Annotated in this window: 14 protein-coding genes; 9 read left to right on the forward strand and 5 right to left on the reverse strand. The window is 64.9% G+C overall.

Annotated features, from left to right (window positions below; all coding sequences use genetic code 11):
• Positions 1 to 45 precede the first annotated feature (45 nt).
• On the reverse strand, positions 46 to 237 hold the full coding sequence (locus AB4Z44_RS19570; RefSeq protein ID WP_404711326.1) for a hypothetical protein: 192 nt from the start codon (positions 235 to 237) through the stop codon (positions 46 to 48).
• Positions 238 to 390: 153 nt separating this feature from the next.
• On the opposite strand from AB4Z44_RS19570, the gene AB4Z44_RS19575 reads away from it, so the two are divergent.
• The 6 genes from AB4Z44_RS19575 (at position 391) to hisN (ending at position 5,293) form a co-directional block, all read left to right on the forward strand.
• Complete coding sequence (locus AB4Z44_RS19575; protein WP_404711327.1) at positions 391 to 1,575, forward strand: acetyl-CoA C-acyltransferase; 1,185 nt, start codon at positions 391 to 393, stop codon at positions 1,573 to 1,575.
• Positions 1,575 to 1,946, forward strand: a complete 372-nt coding sequence (locus tag AB4Z44_RS19580; protein WP_404711328.1) for a tRNA-binding protein — start codon at positions 1,575 to 1,577, stop codon at positions 1,944 to 1,946. The genes AB4Z44_RS19575 and AB4Z44_RS19580 overlap by 1 nt, the downstream gene beginning before the upstream one ends.
• A complete protein-coding gene (locus tag AB4Z44_RS19585) occupies positions 1,946 to 2,317 on the forward strand; it encodes a GFA family protein (RefSeq protein ID WP_404711329.1) in 372 nt (123 codons plus the stop codon). The genes AB4Z44_RS19580 and AB4Z44_RS19585 overlap by 1 nt, the downstream gene beginning before the upstream one ends.
• Positions 2,318 to 2,403: 86 nt before the next feature.
• Positions 2,404 to 2,919: a hypothetical protein gene (locus tag AB4Z44_RS19590; protein ID WP_404711330.1), complete on the forward strand. Its 516-nt coding sequence runs from the start codon at positions 2,404 to 2,406 to the stop codon at positions 2,917 to 2,919.
• 26 nt (positions 2,920 to 2,945) lie between these two features.
• On the forward strand, positions 2,946 to 4,532 hold the full coding sequence (locus AB4Z44_RS19595) for an MFS transporter (RefSeq protein WP_404711331.1): 1,587 nt from the start codon (positions 2,946 to 2,948) through the stop codon (positions 4,530 to 4,532).
• Complete coding sequence (hisN, locus tag AB4Z44_RS19600) at positions 4,529 to 5,293, forward strand: histidinol-phosphatase (protein ID WP_404711332.1); 765 nt, start codon at positions 4,529 to 4,531, stop codon at positions 5,291 to 5,293. Before AB4Z44_RS19595 ends, hisN begins: the two co-directional genes overlap by 4 nt.
• Before the next feature lie 33 nt (positions 5,294 to 5,326).
• Here hisN and AB4Z44_RS19605 read toward each other — a convergent pair whose 3' ends face one another.
• Positions 5,327 to 7,240, reverse strand: a complete 1,914-nt coding sequence (locus AB4Z44_RS19605) for a CocE/NonD family hydrolase (RefSeq protein WP_404711333.1) — start codon at positions 7,238 to 7,240, stop codon at positions 5,327 to 5,329.
• Positions 7,241 to 7,546: 306 nt separating this feature from the next.
• Here AB4Z44_RS19605 and leuA point away from each other — a divergent pair, with 306 nt between their 5' ends.
• The 3 genes from leuA (at position 7,547) to gatA (ending at position 11,345) form a co-directional block, all read left to right on the forward strand.
• A complete protein-coding gene (gene leuA / locus AB4Z44_RS19610; protein WP_404714294.1) occupies positions 7,547 to 9,205 on the forward strand; it encodes a 2-isopropylmalate synthase in 1,659 nt (552 codons plus the stop codon).
• Between the two features lie 374 nt (positions 9,206 to 9,579).
• On the forward strand, positions 9,580 to 9,867 hold the full coding sequence (gene gatC / locus AB4Z44_RS19615; protein ID WP_404711334.1) for an Asp-tRNA(Asn)/Glu-tRNA(Gln) amidotransferase subunit GatC: 288 nt from the start codon (positions 9,580 to 9,582) through the stop codon (positions 9,865 to 9,867).
• Entirely contained in the window at positions 9,864 to 11,345 is a 1,482-nt protein-coding gene (gatA, locus tag AB4Z44_RS19620) for an Asp-tRNA(Asn)/Glu-tRNA(Gln) amidotransferase subunit GatA (protein WP_404711335.1), read from the forward strand. The genes gatC and gatA overlap by 4 nt, the downstream gene beginning before the upstream one ends.
• Before the next feature lie 4 nt (positions 11,346 to 11,349).
• Here gatA and AB4Z44_RS19625 read toward each other — a convergent pair whose 3' ends face one another.
• The 3 genes from AB4Z44_RS19625 to AB4Z44_RS19635 are packed head-to-tail and all read right to left on the reverse strand — an operon-like array spanning position 11,350 to position 14,307.
• Positions 11,350 to 12,693 carry an oligosaccharide flippase family protein gene (locus AB4Z44_RS19625; RefSeq protein WP_404711336.1) on the reverse strand — a complete coding sequence of 448 codons (1,344 nt, stop codon included), beginning with the start codon at positions 12,691 to 12,693 and terminating at the stop codon, positions 11,350 to 11,352.
• On the reverse strand, positions 12,690 to 13,298 hold the full coding sequence (locus AB4Z44_RS19630; RefSeq protein WP_404711337.1) for a serine O-acetyltransferase: 609 nt from the start codon (positions 13,296 to 13,298) through the stop codon (positions 12,690 to 12,692). Before AB4Z44_RS19630 ends, AB4Z44_RS19625 begins: the two co-directional genes overlap by 4 nt.
• Positions 13,291 to 14,307, reverse strand: coding sequence for a glycosyltransferase family 2 protein (locus AB4Z44_RS19635; protein WP_404711338.1), 1,017 nt, complete (start codon positions 14,305 to 14,307; stop codon positions 13,291 to 13,293). Before AB4Z44_RS19635 ends, AB4Z44_RS19630 begins: the two co-directional genes overlap by 8 nt.
• Between the last annotated feature and the right edge of the window lie 26 nt (positions 14,308 to 14,333).

A 14,333-nucleotide genomic window follows, 5' to 3' on the forward strand; every position in this document is an offset into this window, starting at 1 on the left:
GCGTGACGGGATTTCGAACCTGCGATCGCCGCACTTGAGCCGAGCTCAGTGTCCCGTGACCGTCGGCGCGGGCTTTGGCATATCCTTCGATGCCAACTCGAAACTGTCCGCAATCATGATCGCCAGCATCTGACAGTCGCATCCCGCGCTCGGCGCCAGCATCGCCGCCAAAGCGGGCCAGCTATTGCTGTTGTCGGCCCAGCGCGGCTGCGGATCGGCAGGCGGGTTCATAGCCATGAGCATGCTCTCCTGCGTCGCCTTATAGGGGGGCGATCGCGGTCACGATTGTACGCCGATTCGGGAAAGCCGCCAAGGCACTGCTGACGGATCGTGCACGCACCCCTATATCGCTGCAAAGCGTGCCCCCAGGACGGCCGTACGGAGACTGAAATGAGCGACGACCCCGTGGTGATCTGCAGCTATGCACGCACGCCGATGGGCGGATTCATGGGCGGCTTGTCGGGCGTCAGTGCTACTGTGTTGGGCGCGACGGCGGTGAAGGCGGCGGTCGAGCGTGCGGGCGTCGCACCCGCCGATATCGAGCGCATCTATATGGGCTGCGTATTGCCTGCCGGGCTTGGCCAGGCGCCGGCGCGACAGGCGGCGCTCGGCGCGGGTCTACCGCTCTCGGTCGAGGCGACCACGGTCAACAAGATGTGCGGATCGGGCATGCAGGCGGCCATCATGGCGGAAGAAGCGCTGAAGGCCGGCGCGATCGATGTCGCCGTTGCCGGTGGCATGGAGAGCATGTCCAACGCGCCTTATCTTATGGCCAAGCATCGCGCCGGCGCGCGTATCGGCCATGATCGGGTCATGGATTCGATGATGCTCGACGGGCTCGAGGATGCCTATGAACCGGGCAAGGCGATGGGTGTCTTCGCGGAGGCGACCGCCGCCGAATATCAATTCACGCGCGAAGCGCAGGATGCCTTTGCGATCGAAAGCCTCGCCCGCGCCAACCAGGCAATCGCGAGCGGCGCCTTTGCCGGCGAGGTGGTTCCGGTGACGGTCAAGGCACGCGGCGGCGACGTGCTGGTCGAACTGGACGAGCAGCCGGGCAAGGCGCGGCCCGACAAGATCCCGACGCTCAAGCCCGCCTTCAGCAAGGATGGTACGATCACCGCTGCCAACGCCTCGTCGATTTCCGACGGCGCGGCCGCTTTGGTACTGGCGCGCGAGAGCGTCGCGAAAGAGAAGGGCTTGGCGATCGAGGCGCGGATCATCGCGACCGCCGCGCATGCGCACGAACCCGCACGCTTCACCACCGCCCCCGTTCCCGCCATTCGCAAGGTGCTCAAGAAGGCAGGCTGGTCGGTCGACGATGTCGATCTGTTCGAGGTCAACGAGGCGTTCGCCACCGTCACGATGATCGCGATGCAGGAACTCGGGCTCCCGCACGGCAAGGTCAACGTCAATGGCGGCGCGACCGCACTCGGCCATCCGATCGGGGCATCGGGTGCGCGCATCGTTGCGACCCTGATCGCGGCGTTGAAGGCGCGCGGGCTAAAGCGCGGCGTGGCGGCGCTCTGCATCGGCGGGGGTGAGGCGACAGCGCTGGCGCTCGAGATCGCCTGATGCACCTCGTCCACGATCCCGCCAGCGGCGCGGCGGATCCGATCGCCTTCGACGATTTCCTGAAGGTCGATATCCGCATCGGCACGATCGTCGCGGTCGATCCGTTTCCCGAGGCGCGCAAACCGGCGCTCAAGCTGACGATCGATTTCGGCCCGGCGATCGGCACCAAGCGATCCAGCGCGCAGATCACCCGCCATTATCGCGCGGAGGATCTGGTCGGCCGTCAGGTTGCCGCGGTGGTCAACTTTCCGCCGCGTCAGATCGGCAAGTTCATGTCGGAGGTGTTGACGTTGGGCTTCCCCGACGGCGATGGCGAAGTCGTGCTGTTCGCGCCCGATCTGCGGGTACCCGACGGAGGGCGATTATTCTGATGACGCAGACGGTGGAGGGGGGATGCCATTGCGGGCTCGTCCGGTTCGAGGCGGATCTGCCCGATGGGCCGGCCGAAGTGCTGGCATGCGATTGCTCGATCTGCAGCATGACCGGCTACTTGCATTTGATCGTGCCGGAGAAGCACTTTCGCCTGATCGAAGGGCGTCGCGATACGACGACTTATCGCTTCGGCACGGGGGCGGCGCGGCACATATTCTGCAGTCAGTGCGGCATCAAGAGCTTCTATAAGCCGCGTTCGCACCCCGACGGCGTAAGCATCAACCTGCGTTGCCTCGACGAAGGCCATGGATTGCAGGTGGCGATCGTGCCGTTCGATGGCCGGAACCATCCGGGCGAGGTCAGGCCCTGACGGGGCGGACTATTCCCGCCGCGGGATGGCGCTATGTTGCGACGACGTGTGCGGCTATGCTGCTGGTGGCAACGGGAGGACGGGCTTTGGCGAAACATGCGTACGCGGGGATAGCTTTGGCGTTGCTGCTCGGCGGCCCGGCGCTGGCCGAGGACAAGGGGCGTCCGTCCGATCGGGCGTTGGCCCCCCTGGTGGCCTGTCGCCCCATACCCGATCCGAAGACGCGTGCACTCTGTTACGATGCTGCGCTCGACAGGCTCCAGCAATCGGTGATCGATCGCAGCGTCGTCGTGATGGATCGCGAGCAGGTGAAAGCCAATTTCGGCTTCGGCGGCACCCAGCCGCTGCCGAAAAGTCCAGCCGCCAGGGCTCAGCCCATCCAGGTCGACGAGGTTGAATCGACCATCACCTCGGTGACGTCTTACGGCTACGACAATTGGGGCATACGCATTGCCTCGGGCGGGCTTTGGCGCACGACCGATTCGGCGCTGCCGTTCCCGCCGAAAGTCGGCGCGACGATCAAGATCAAGCGCGCGAGCCTGGGTGGCTATGTGATGTATCTCGGCAATAACAAAGCGGTGCGGGTCTTACGCTCGAACTGAACGACGGGATTGAGGGGATTTCGGGGGTGGCTGAGACGCGTCAGCATAAGCAATCGTCGGTGCGTCTGGTGATCATCGCCTCGACGCTCGGCACCGTTTTCGAATGGTATGATTTCTTCGTCTACGGGACGCTCGCCACGATCATCGGGCAGCATTTCTTTCCGTCGGGGAATGCCTCGGTCTCGCTGCTGATCGCGCTCGGCACCTTCGGGATCGGGTTCGGCATGCGGCCGATCGGTGCAATCCTGTTCGGGGTGCTCGGTGATCGGTTGGGGCGCAAATACACCTTCCTCATCACCGTCGCGGCGATGGGCGGTGCCACCGCTGGCGTCGGCCTGCTGCCGACCTATCAGCAGATCGGCATCACCGCCTCGTTCCTGCTGCTCGGCCTGCGCGTGATCCAGGGGCTTGCGCTCGGTGGCGAATATGGCGGGGCGGCGGTCTATGTCGCCGAGCATTCACCGCCCGAGAAACGCGGTTTCTACACCAGCTTCATCAACGCGGCTTCGGCGGGCGGCTTCCTGCTCAGCCTGTGCGTGGTGGTCGCCGCCAATCTCTTCATCTCGAAAGATGCCTGGGCCGATTGGGGCTGGCGCGTGCCGTTCCTGTTCAGCCTGGTCTTGCTCGGCGTCTCGCTATGGGTGCGCCTGCTGCTCCACGAAAGCCCGGTCTTCCGCGCGATGCAGGAGCAGGGCGAGATTGCGAAAAACCCGCTGCGCGAGAGCTTCGACACCTGGGCCAAGTGGGGCAAGGTCGCCGTCGCCCTGTTCGGCGTCTCGGCGGGGCTGACCGTCACCTATTACACTGCGCAATTCCAGTCGCTCTACTTCGTCCAGAACGCGGTGCGGATCGACGACACCCCGGCGCGCCTGATCGTGGGCGCGACCGCGGCGATCAGCCTGTTCTGGTATGTCTTCTTCGGCTGGCTGTCTGACAGGATCGGGCGCAAGCCACCGATCCTGATCGGTAATCTGCTGGCCGTGCTGCTGTTGTTTCCGCTTTTCCACTGGGTCGCTGCCGCGGGCAATCCACCCCAGTCCCAGGCGGTCGCGAGCGCGCCGGTCGTGGTACGCGGCAGCGATTGCCGCTTCGATCCCTTCGCCACCGGCAAGCAGCCGACCTTGTGCGGTCAGGCACTCGATGCGCTATCGAAGCGGGGTGTCGCCTATACCAAGGTCGCAGGTGCGCCCGGACTTGCCCCGATCGTCACCGTCGGCGGCACCAGCGTCGATCCCGCCGATGACAAAGCCCTGGAGGCCGCACTCGGCAAAGCGGGATATTCGAACCGGAAGGTCACCCCGCCTCTCGGGAGCGCGCTCAAGGTCGTGTTGGGGATCATGGTCCTCGGCATCATCTCGGGCATGACCTACGGCCCCGCAGGCGCACTGCTGGTCGAGCTGTTCCCGGCGCGCGTGCGCTACACCTCTCTCTCAATTCCCTATCACATTGGCTCGGGCTATTTCGGCGGGTTCCTGCCCTTCATCTTCCAGTACATCGTCGCCAAGACGGGCGATCCGTTCGCTGGCCTCTGGTACACGGTGGCGGTGTCGGGCATGGCGTTCGTGATCATGTTGGTCGGCTATCGCGAAACGGCAGGCAAGACACTCGAATGACCGAAGACGATGTGGCCCTTGCCGGCGCGCTGGCCGATGCCGCCGGCGATGCGATCCGGCCCTTCTACCGCGCGCGTTTCACGATCGAAACCAAGCCCGATCAGAGCCCGGTCACGCAGGCCGATCGCGCATCCGAAAGTGCGATCCGCGCGATCCTGGCGAAGCTGCGCCCCGACGACGGCGTCATCGGCGAGGAATATGGCGCCGACCGCCCCGATGCGCCGCGCGTCTGGGTAATCGATCCGATCGACGGCACCCGCGCGTTTCTGGCGGGGCGGCCGCTGTTCGGAACGCTGATTGCGCTGCTTGAAGAGGGGCGTCCGGTGCTTGGGGTGATCGACCAGCCGATCGCGCGCGATCGTTGGCTCGGGGCGGCCGGAGTGCCGACGACGCTTAACGGCGCGGTAGCGCACAGCCGTGCCTGTGCAACGCTGGCGCAGGCGCATCTTGCCACGACCGGGCCGACTTACTTCGTCGGCGAGGACGGTGTGGCCTTCGAACGCCTGCGTCGTGAGGCGCGCGATACGCTCTGGGGCGGGGACTGCCACAATTACGGCCTGCTCGCGTCGGGACATCTCGATCTGGTGGTCGAAGCCGGGCTCAAGCTCTATGATTATGCGGCACTGGTGCCGGTGGTCGAAGGCGCCGGCGGGCGGATGACCGATTGGCAAGGCCGGCCGCTCGATGCGTCGAGCGATGGCCGGGTGATCGCTGCCGGCAATTCTGCCTTGATCGAAACGACCGTAGCGGCGCTGGCCTGAAGATCCTCCCCACGAATCGTGGGAGGAATTTGGCTACGGCACGACCGGCAATTCCACATAACTCGCCTGCCCGGGCGCGTGGAACACGCGCTGGGTCGCCTTCACATAATCGGCCGGCTTGGCGAGGAAGATGTTGTCGACCCAGCTTTGCGGGTTGCGGTCGTAGAGCGGGAACCAGCTCGACTGGATCTGCACCATGATTCGGTGGCCGGGCAGGAAGACGTGGTCGGCATAAGGCAGCGGCAAGGTGAATTTGGTCGCGACGTTCGATGGGATCGGCGTCGGTTTGGCCGGATCGTCGCGATAGCGACCACGCATGATATCCATCGTGACCGGCAACTCATAGCCGCCGAGCTCGGGCTGGGTCGGCACATAATCCGGATAGACGTCTATCAGCTTGACCACCCAGTCGCTGTCGCGCCCGCTCGTCGATGCGATCAGGTGGGCGATCGTCTGGCCGGCAATGTGGACCGGCGCGGTCAGAACCGGCGTAGTGTAGGTCAGCACGTCGGGCCGGTCGGCGGCGAAGCGCTGGTCGTCGACCAGCCATCGTCCCCAGGTCGAATTGGAGGAATAGGTCGGCCGGATCGGGCGCGGGCGATAGGTGACCGGCTTGGCCGGATCGGAGACATATTCGTCGAACGCCGCGCCACCCGACGGCGGGCTCGCGAAAGCCAGTCGCTTGCCGGGCTGCAGGTAGAGCGCCTGAGACGGCGCAGTACAGCCCTGCGCACAGGATTGCGGCCAGCTGGCATAATGACGCCAGACGTTGGTGCCGGTTTCGAACACCGTGACCGGCGCGATTTCTGCCTTGGGCGCGCCGTCCTTCAGATAGCGATCGAGGAACGGGATCATCACATCGTGGCGGAAGGCGTAGCCGGTGTCCGACCCGAACTTGATCGCGCCCAATTCGCTGCCATTGCCGACGCCGCCACCATGCTTCCATGGGCCGATGACGAGGAAGTTGAGGTCGTTCGCCTTGTCCTTGGCCTCGATCGCGCGATACGCCGCGATCGGGCCGTAAATATCCTCCTGATCCCATTGGCTGTGTATGTTCAGTGTCGGCACGGTCAGCGGCGTGTCCTTGAGCAGCCGGTCGATCGCCTGATCCTGCCAATAGCTGTCATACGCCGGATGCTCGATCACGCGCTGCCAGAAGGGGAGCTTGTCCATCCCCTGCGCGCTTGCCACCGCGCCGGCCGATCCCCCCAGCCAGGTCTCGTACGCGTCGTAGCGCGGCTCGGGCCAGGGCAAGGCGCTGCTCTTGTCGCTCACCAGCGAATAGACCCAGTCGAGATAGGTCTGGCGGAACGCGCCATGGTGGAACAGATCGTCGCCGGTCCAAACGTCCACCACCGAGTTGAACGGTACCGCTGCCTTCAGTGCCGGGTGCGGATCCATCTCGGCCATCAATGTGGTGAAGCCGCCATAGCTGCCGCCGAACACGCCGACGCGGCCGTTCGATTGCGGCACGTTCTTCACCAGCCAGTCGATCGTATCCCAGGCATCGGTGCTCTCGTCGACCTTGGTCGGATTGAGCGGCGTGCCGGCGCGCGGGCGCAGCAGGCGATAATCGCCCTCCGAGCCATAGCGCCCGCGAATGTCCTGCCCGACCAGGATGTAGCCCGCCTGGCTGAGCTCGCGATACATGCCCGACAGCGTTTCGGTGATCGATCGCGCGTTGCGTTTGAAGGCGCCATCGATGCCGTAAGGGGTGCGCGTCAGCAAAATCGGCGCACCCGTCATGGTCTTCGGCATGGCGATGATCGTGTGCAGCTTCACCCCGTCGCGCATCGGGATCATCACCTCACGCAGGATGAAGTCGGTCTGCGGCGCGACTGGCACGAAGCCTGCCGGAATATCGCTCGGGGGAATCGCGGCGGGGGCCGGCAGGCTGGCCATGATGCCGAGCAGGAAAGTCGCTGCTAGCCGCGTCCCAAGCCTCATGACGTCCCTTTCTTATGCCGACCCGAAGCGATCCTAGAGCGATTCCCGCACAAGGAAACAGCTGTCCTAAATTCCTGCTCCGGTTGTGGGGGATTTGGATCAAGCAGGGTGGACGTCAGGGCGCCGCTCCTCTATGCGCGCCGCCATGCCGTCGTGTTGCGACCTTCTTGTGCTTCGACTTACGCGCCCTTAGGCGCGTCGATCGTTCGTGGCCGGGATCGGCCGCCGCTCACCGCCTAAGGGACCGCCGCAGCGCCGCCAGCCAGCGCGCTTTGACGCCTTTTCAGCACGAGACCGCTCATGACCATGCTTGCCGATCCTTCCGTCAAATACCGCCCCTTCCCGCAGATCGCCTTGCCCGATCGCCAATGGCCGTCGCGCACGATCACCAAGGCGCCGCGCTGGCTGTCGACCGACATGCGCGACGGTAATCAAGCGCTGATCGATCCGATGGACGAGGAGAAGAAGACCCGCTTCTTCGACCTGCTCGTCAAGATCGGGCTGAAGGAGATCGAGGTCGGCTTTCCCGCGGCCGGCGCCACCGAATTCGATTTCATCTCCGGGCTGGTCCGCAACGGACGCATCCCCGACGACGTCACGGTTCAGGTCCTGACCCAGTCGCGCCGCGATCTGATCGAGCGGACCTTCCAGAGCCTGGAGGGTGCGCCGCGCGGGATCGTCCATCTCTACAATGCGGTCTCGCCGGCCTGGCGCCGGATCGTGTTCGATATGACGCGCGATCAGGTGCGCGACATTGCCACCACGGGCGCCAGCATCCTGCGCGACGAAGCCGCCAAGCGGCCCGGCACCGACTGGGCGTTCGAATATAGCCCGGAAACCTTCTCCACCGCCGAACTCGATTTCAGCCTGGAGGTTTGCGAGGCGGTGATGGACGTGCTGCGCCCCACGCCCGAAAAGCCTTTGATCCTCAACCTGCCGGCGACGGTCGAGGCGGCGACGCCCAACGTCTATGCCGATCAGATCGAATATTTCTGCCGCAACATCCCCAACCGCGATTCGGTTGTGATCTCGCTGCACACGCATAACGATCGCGGCACCGGCGTTGCCGCAGCCGAACTGGGGCTGATGGCGGGGGCCGATCGCGTCGAGGGCTGTCTGCTCGGCAATGGGGAGCGCACGGGCAATTGCGATCTCGTGACGGTCGCGCTCAATCTTTACACGCAGGGCATCGATCCCGGCCTCGACTTCTCGGACATCGACGAGATCGTCAACACGGTGACCTATTGCACCAACATCGCGGTCCACCCGCGCACGCCTTATGCGGGCGAATTGGTGTTCACCGCCTTCTCGGGATCGCACCAGGACGCGATCAAGAAGGGCTTCGCCGCGCAGGAGCAGCGCAACGATCAGCTGTGGGACGTGCCTTACCTGCCGATCGATCCCAAGGATCTGGGGCGCGATTACGAAGCGGTGATCCGCGTCAATTCGCAGTCGGGCAAGGGCGGGGTCGCCTGGGTGCTGGAGCAGGACAAGGGATTCAAGCTGCCCAAGCGGATGCAGGCCGATTTCAGCCGCTCGGTCCAGGCGCTCGCCGACGAGACCAGCCGCGAACTGAACGCTGCCGATATCTGGGGCCGCTTCCAGCAGCATTACCGGCTGGTGGGGCCGCAGTCTTTCGAACTGGTCAGCTATTCGGAAGGCCATTCGGGCAGCGACCGCATCTTCACCGGCCGCGTGCGCCATGCCGGCGAGGAGAAGTCGGTTTCGGGCCGCGGCAACGGCCTGCTCTCGAGCGTGCTCTCGGCGTTGAAGGAGGGCTTCGGCATCACGCTCGATATCGTCGATTACAGCGAGCATGCGATCGGCCAGGGCGGCGGCGTGCAGGCGGCCGCCTATGTCGAGGCGCGCACCGAAGACGGGCGGACGCTTTTCGGCGTCGGTGTGGACACTGACGTTGCGACAGCCTCCGTCAGGGCGCTCCTGGGCGCGGCAAACGCAGCCTGAATAAGCCCTCTCCCCCTGAAGGGGAGAGGGCGTTTCGCTCAGCGCCAAGTGCAGCGGCGAACCTTGCGATGGTGCACCCAGCGGGTGCTGCAAACCTTGTGGCGGCGATGGTTCACCTGCGGGCGACGATCGACCACGTGGGTCGTCGTCGTCGTGCGCGACACTTCGACATGACGCTCCTGCGCTGCGGCGGGGGGGCCAAAGCGATCGTTCCTGCCAGTGCCGTCGCGAGAAGGGAAAGGCTCGTCAGTTTCATCCTGCGCTTCCTTATTGTTGCGCAGGCAGAACCGGCCCGGCCGCCAAAAGGTCCGTGCCCGACAATCGTTCGGCGGCGGATGTTGCCTAATGGCCTCGGGCTCGCTAGCCGCCGGGCTATGTCCGTAGACGAAAAAGCTGTCCGCAAGATCGCCAGCCTCGCCCGGATCGCCGTGACCGAACAGGAAGTCGCGGCGATGACGGGGGAGCTCAACAATATTCTCGGCTGGGTCGAGCAATTGGGCGAGGTCGATACCGACGGGGTCGAGCCGCTCGCCGCCGTCATCCCCAACAAATTGCGCCTGCGTGATGATGTCGTGACCGATGGCGACATCCGCGATGACGTGCTCGCCAATGCGCCCCAGGCCGAACACGGTTTCTACGCCGTGCCCAAGGTGATCGAATGACCGATATTACCGATCTCGGCATTGCCGACATCCGCGATGGTTTCCGCGCGGGCGATTTCACCGCGCGCGAGGCGGCGGAGGCGTTCAACGACGCAGTCGCCTCCGCACGCGCGCTCAACGCCTTCATCACCGAGACGCCCGAGCATGCGTTAGCGGCGGCCGATGCCGCCGATCAGGAGCGGAGCGAAGGGTCGGTGCGGCCGCTGTCGGGCGTGCCGCTCGGCATCAAGGATCTGTTCTGCACAGACGACGTCCAGACCACCGCTGCGAGCCACATGCTCGAAAGCTTCGTGCCGACCTACGAATCGACCGTGACCGAGCGGCTGTTTCTCGCGGGTGCGGGTATGCTCGGCAAGCTCAACCTCGATCAGTTCGCGATGGGGTCGTCGAACGAGACCAGCTTCTTCGGCAACGTCATTTCGCCCTGGCGGCGCAACGACGGCGGCAATGCGCCGCTCGCACCGGGTGGCTCTTCGGGCGGCAGTTCGTCGGCGATCGCGGCGCGGATCGTCCCCGGCGCGACCGGCACCGATACCGGCGGCTCGATCCGCCAGCCGGCGGCCTTCACCGGTATTTCAGGGATCAAGCCGACCTATGGCCGCTGCTCGCGCTGGGGCGTGATCGCCTTCGCCTCGAGCCTCGATCAGGCCGGCGCGATGGCGCGCGACGTCAAGGATTGCGCGATCCTGCTCGAGGCGATGAGCGGCTTCGATGCGAAGGATGCGACTTCGCTCAAGCTCGATGTCCCTGCCTGGGAGGACAATCTCTCGCCCGATCTCAAGGGCAAGACGATCGGCATTCCGAAAGAATATCGCGTCGACAATATGCCGCGCGAGATCGAGGCCTTGTGGGAACGCGGCATCGCCATGGCGAAGGATGCCGGCGCCGAGGTGATCGAGGTCTCGCTGCCGCATACGAAATATGCGCTGCCGACCTATTACATCATCGCGCCGGCCGAAGCGTCGTCCAACCTCGCGCGCTATGATGGTGTCCGCTACGGGCTGCGCGATCTGCCCGACGGTGCGAGCCTGCAGGATATGTACGCCGCCACCCGCGCCGATGGCTTCGGGCCCGAGGTCAAGCGCCGCATCCTGATCGGCACCTATGTGCTGTCGGCAGGCTTCTACGACGCTTATTACACGAAGGCGCAGAAGGTCCGCGCTTTGATCGTGCGCGATTTTCAGCAGGCATTCGAGAAATGCGATCTGCTGCTCACCCCGACCGCGCCTTCGTCGGCATTCGCGCTCGGCGAGAAATCCGCCGATCCGCTGGCCATGTATCTGAACGACGTCTTCACCGTGCCGTCCAGCCTTGCCGGCCTGCCGGCGATGTCGGTGCCGGGTGGGCTCGATTCGGCTGGCCTGCCGCTGGGCCTGCAGATCATCGGCCGGCCGCTCGACGAACAGGGTGTGCTCGATGCCGGGCTCGCGATCGAGCAGCGTGCGGGCTTCACCGCACGGCCGGGCGAATGGTGGTAGCGGCTCAGATGTGCGGGAAAAGGTGGAGGGTGGCCGTCGCCGCCGCCCAGCCGACCCCCGCTCCCGCGCCGACGCTGCCGAGTTCGAACGCTTCGGAACGGAAATCCAGCAATCCTTCGCGCTGAAGGTTCCACCAATAGCAGAACAGGCTTGGGACCTCGGCTGTCCCGACCACCGCTACCAGCAGCATGATATTGCCGAGCCACAGGCTGATCCCGCCGCCGATCAGCAACCACAGGCCCGAGCATAGATTGCAGAAGAAGGTCGCGCGCGTGCGACCCAGCGCGATCAGCGCCCATTTCGCGCTAAAATTGGGCATGCGCAGCGCGGTCGCGATCAGCAGCAGCTGCAGATAGGGCGTCACCGCATTGTAGCGCGGCTGGTAGAGGATGGCGACGAGCAGCGGCGCACCGCCGATCATCCCGCCCACGCTGAACATGTAGAGCAGCGCAACCTTGCGCCGCCGCACATAGTAGATCTCGCGCAGCTTTTCCCTGCCGGCCCGCGCTGCCTGGGCATAGGCCGACAGGAGCACGCGGGATGAGTAGGGGCCTGCGAGCCCGGCCGGGGCCGCGGCCAGCTGCGACGCGATTCCATAAAAGCCGTAGGCCGCCAGCGGCATCACGCGCGCCAGCACAAGCTTGTCCGATTGCATCACGATCAAGGTCAGAATGCTCGACATCGCAATGTAGCGCGAAAAGCCCCACAGCTCGCGGGATCGGGTGAAATCGAAATGCCAGCGTCGCCGCGATTGCGGAAACATCACGTAGGACAAGATCGTCTTGGTCAGGGCGCCCGTGGTCATGCCCGCGATCATCGACCAATAGCTGTGCGTCAGGAATGCAGCCGTCACCGACATGAGCAGCGTGGCGACGTTGGCGGCCAGTTCCATCATGCTCAGCCGCCAGAATTGCTGGTTGCGGACTGCCACAGCGAAGCTCAGCGATGACAGGCCATCGAGCACGAAGGACAGGCTCCAGACGGCGATAACAGGGCCCAGCACCGGCTTGCCCAGCGCCAGGGCGATGGGATGGGACAGCAGCGCCATCGCCGCGGCGAGCATCGCGCCGCGGGCGAGCCTGATCGTCCAGATCTGGTCCTGGAAGCGTTTCTCGTCGCCCTCCTTGTGCTGGACGATGAAGTCGAAGAGCCCGACGTCGGAAATCAGCACCAGCATCGTCGATACCGAGACGATGATGCTGACGATGCCGAAGGCTTCGGGATCGAGCAGCCGGGTCAAGGTGATGTTGCTGAAGATGCGCAGCACGTTGTTGGCAATGGCGCTGGCAGCAACGCTTGCCGCGCCGCCGGTGGCGGCCTGCTTCAATCGGCGAATCGAAAGGTTCATGCGCGGCGAAGCGTCCGGATCAGCGGTTTGGGAACGGTCACGATGCTATGCGGCGGCACATCTTGCGCCAGCACCACGTTGGCGCCGATGGTCGATCGCTCGCCGACGACGATCGGGCCGACGATGACGGCGCCCGCACCGATCTGGCAGCCAGGGCCGATCACCGGTTTCAACCAGCGCGCATCGCCATGCTGCCGCAGCCCGAACGTCACGTTCTGACGGATATGGACATCGTCGCCGATTTCCAGCGCCTCCAGCGTCATCCCGCCATGATGCCAGATGCGCACCCGGCGCCCGACCTTGACGGTATATTTGATGTCGATACCGCCAAACCATTCGTTGGCCTTGGCCAAGACGCGGTAAAGAAACGATAAAGGCGCCCGCAGGATGCCGACGCGCACGCCCATCCGCCAGTTGCCGAAGCGATGCACCGCAATCGCCCAGAAGCCCTGGCTGAACGGGTCGCGGTCGTGCGTCGCAAAGTCTTCCGCGATGAGCGCGCGCAAGGATAGCCCCGGCGGATTATGATCGAGGCGACCCAGGTCGAGGTCGCTTTGCGGGCGCACGGCAGGGTCGCTCGAAGGATGTACAGGAAGCTCAGCCATTCCCCACGCCCATGGTTCGCGCACGATCGGTCGGCCGATACATGATCCCGCCGTGCCCATAATAAGCGTGGAGGAAGTCAAGCCAAAGACGGGGCGGATCGTCGCGCGTCCGGCCCCGGGCCCAAGCGATGAGCCGCCCCAGCGGATAGCCCAGCAGCCACATCAGATTGGCCAGATGGGTGCACGCCAGGCCGTGGGCGTGCAGGAAGAAGCGCGCACGCGACGCGAACCAGTAGCGTGGGCGCCGTTTCACGGCACGGGCCTCTCCCGTCACGCCGGTTGCCTGGCCGCCGATATGGACGACACGGCTGGCCGGCACCGTCCAGATATCGAAGCCGGCGTCGCGGGCGCGGGCGCAATAATCGGTTTCCTCGAAATAGAGGAAATAGCCTTCGTCCATCAGCCCGATCCGTTCGATCACCAACCGGCGGACCATCATGCTGGTGCCGCTTACCCATTGTGCCTGCATCGGTTCATCGGTCGGCCGCGGCGCGATGACGGGATTGCCGAGCAGCCGGGTCACCGGCCCGAAATTGATCGCACCGTCGAGTTCGCTGCGCACGTCCATGAAACGAAACGCGCTCGGCCAGACCGTGCCGTCGCGCTCGAGGCAGCGGCTGCCGACGATGCCGACCGTCGGGTTGATCTCGAGAAAATCCACGAGCGCGCCGAGCGCACCGGCTTCGGCGATCGTATCGGGATTGAGCAGCCAGGCATATTCCGGATAGCCTCCGGTCCGCTCATGATACCAGCGCAGTCCGGCATTGTTGCCCGCCGCGAAGCCGCCATTCCTGTCTTCGCTGATCAGCGAGCACCAGCTATCATAGCCACGCGCCGCGATCGCGGCCGCGATCGTTTCGGCGGAGCCGTCGCCCGACTGATTGTCGACGATCGCGACATGGACGTCGCCCCGCGCCATCACTTCCGCAGCCAACGCGCCAGCCGCGTCCACGGCCATCACGGGCGTGCGATAGTTGACGATGACGACGAGCACCGAAACAGGCTTCATGCCACCTCACGCACGCGGCCGACCCT

Origin of the sequence: Sphingomonas sp. MMS24-J13 (genome assembly GCF_044905095.1) — a bacterium.
Classification (GTDB): Bacteria; Pseudomonadota; Alphaproteobacteria; order Sphingomonadales; family Sphingomonadaceae; genus Sphingomonas_I.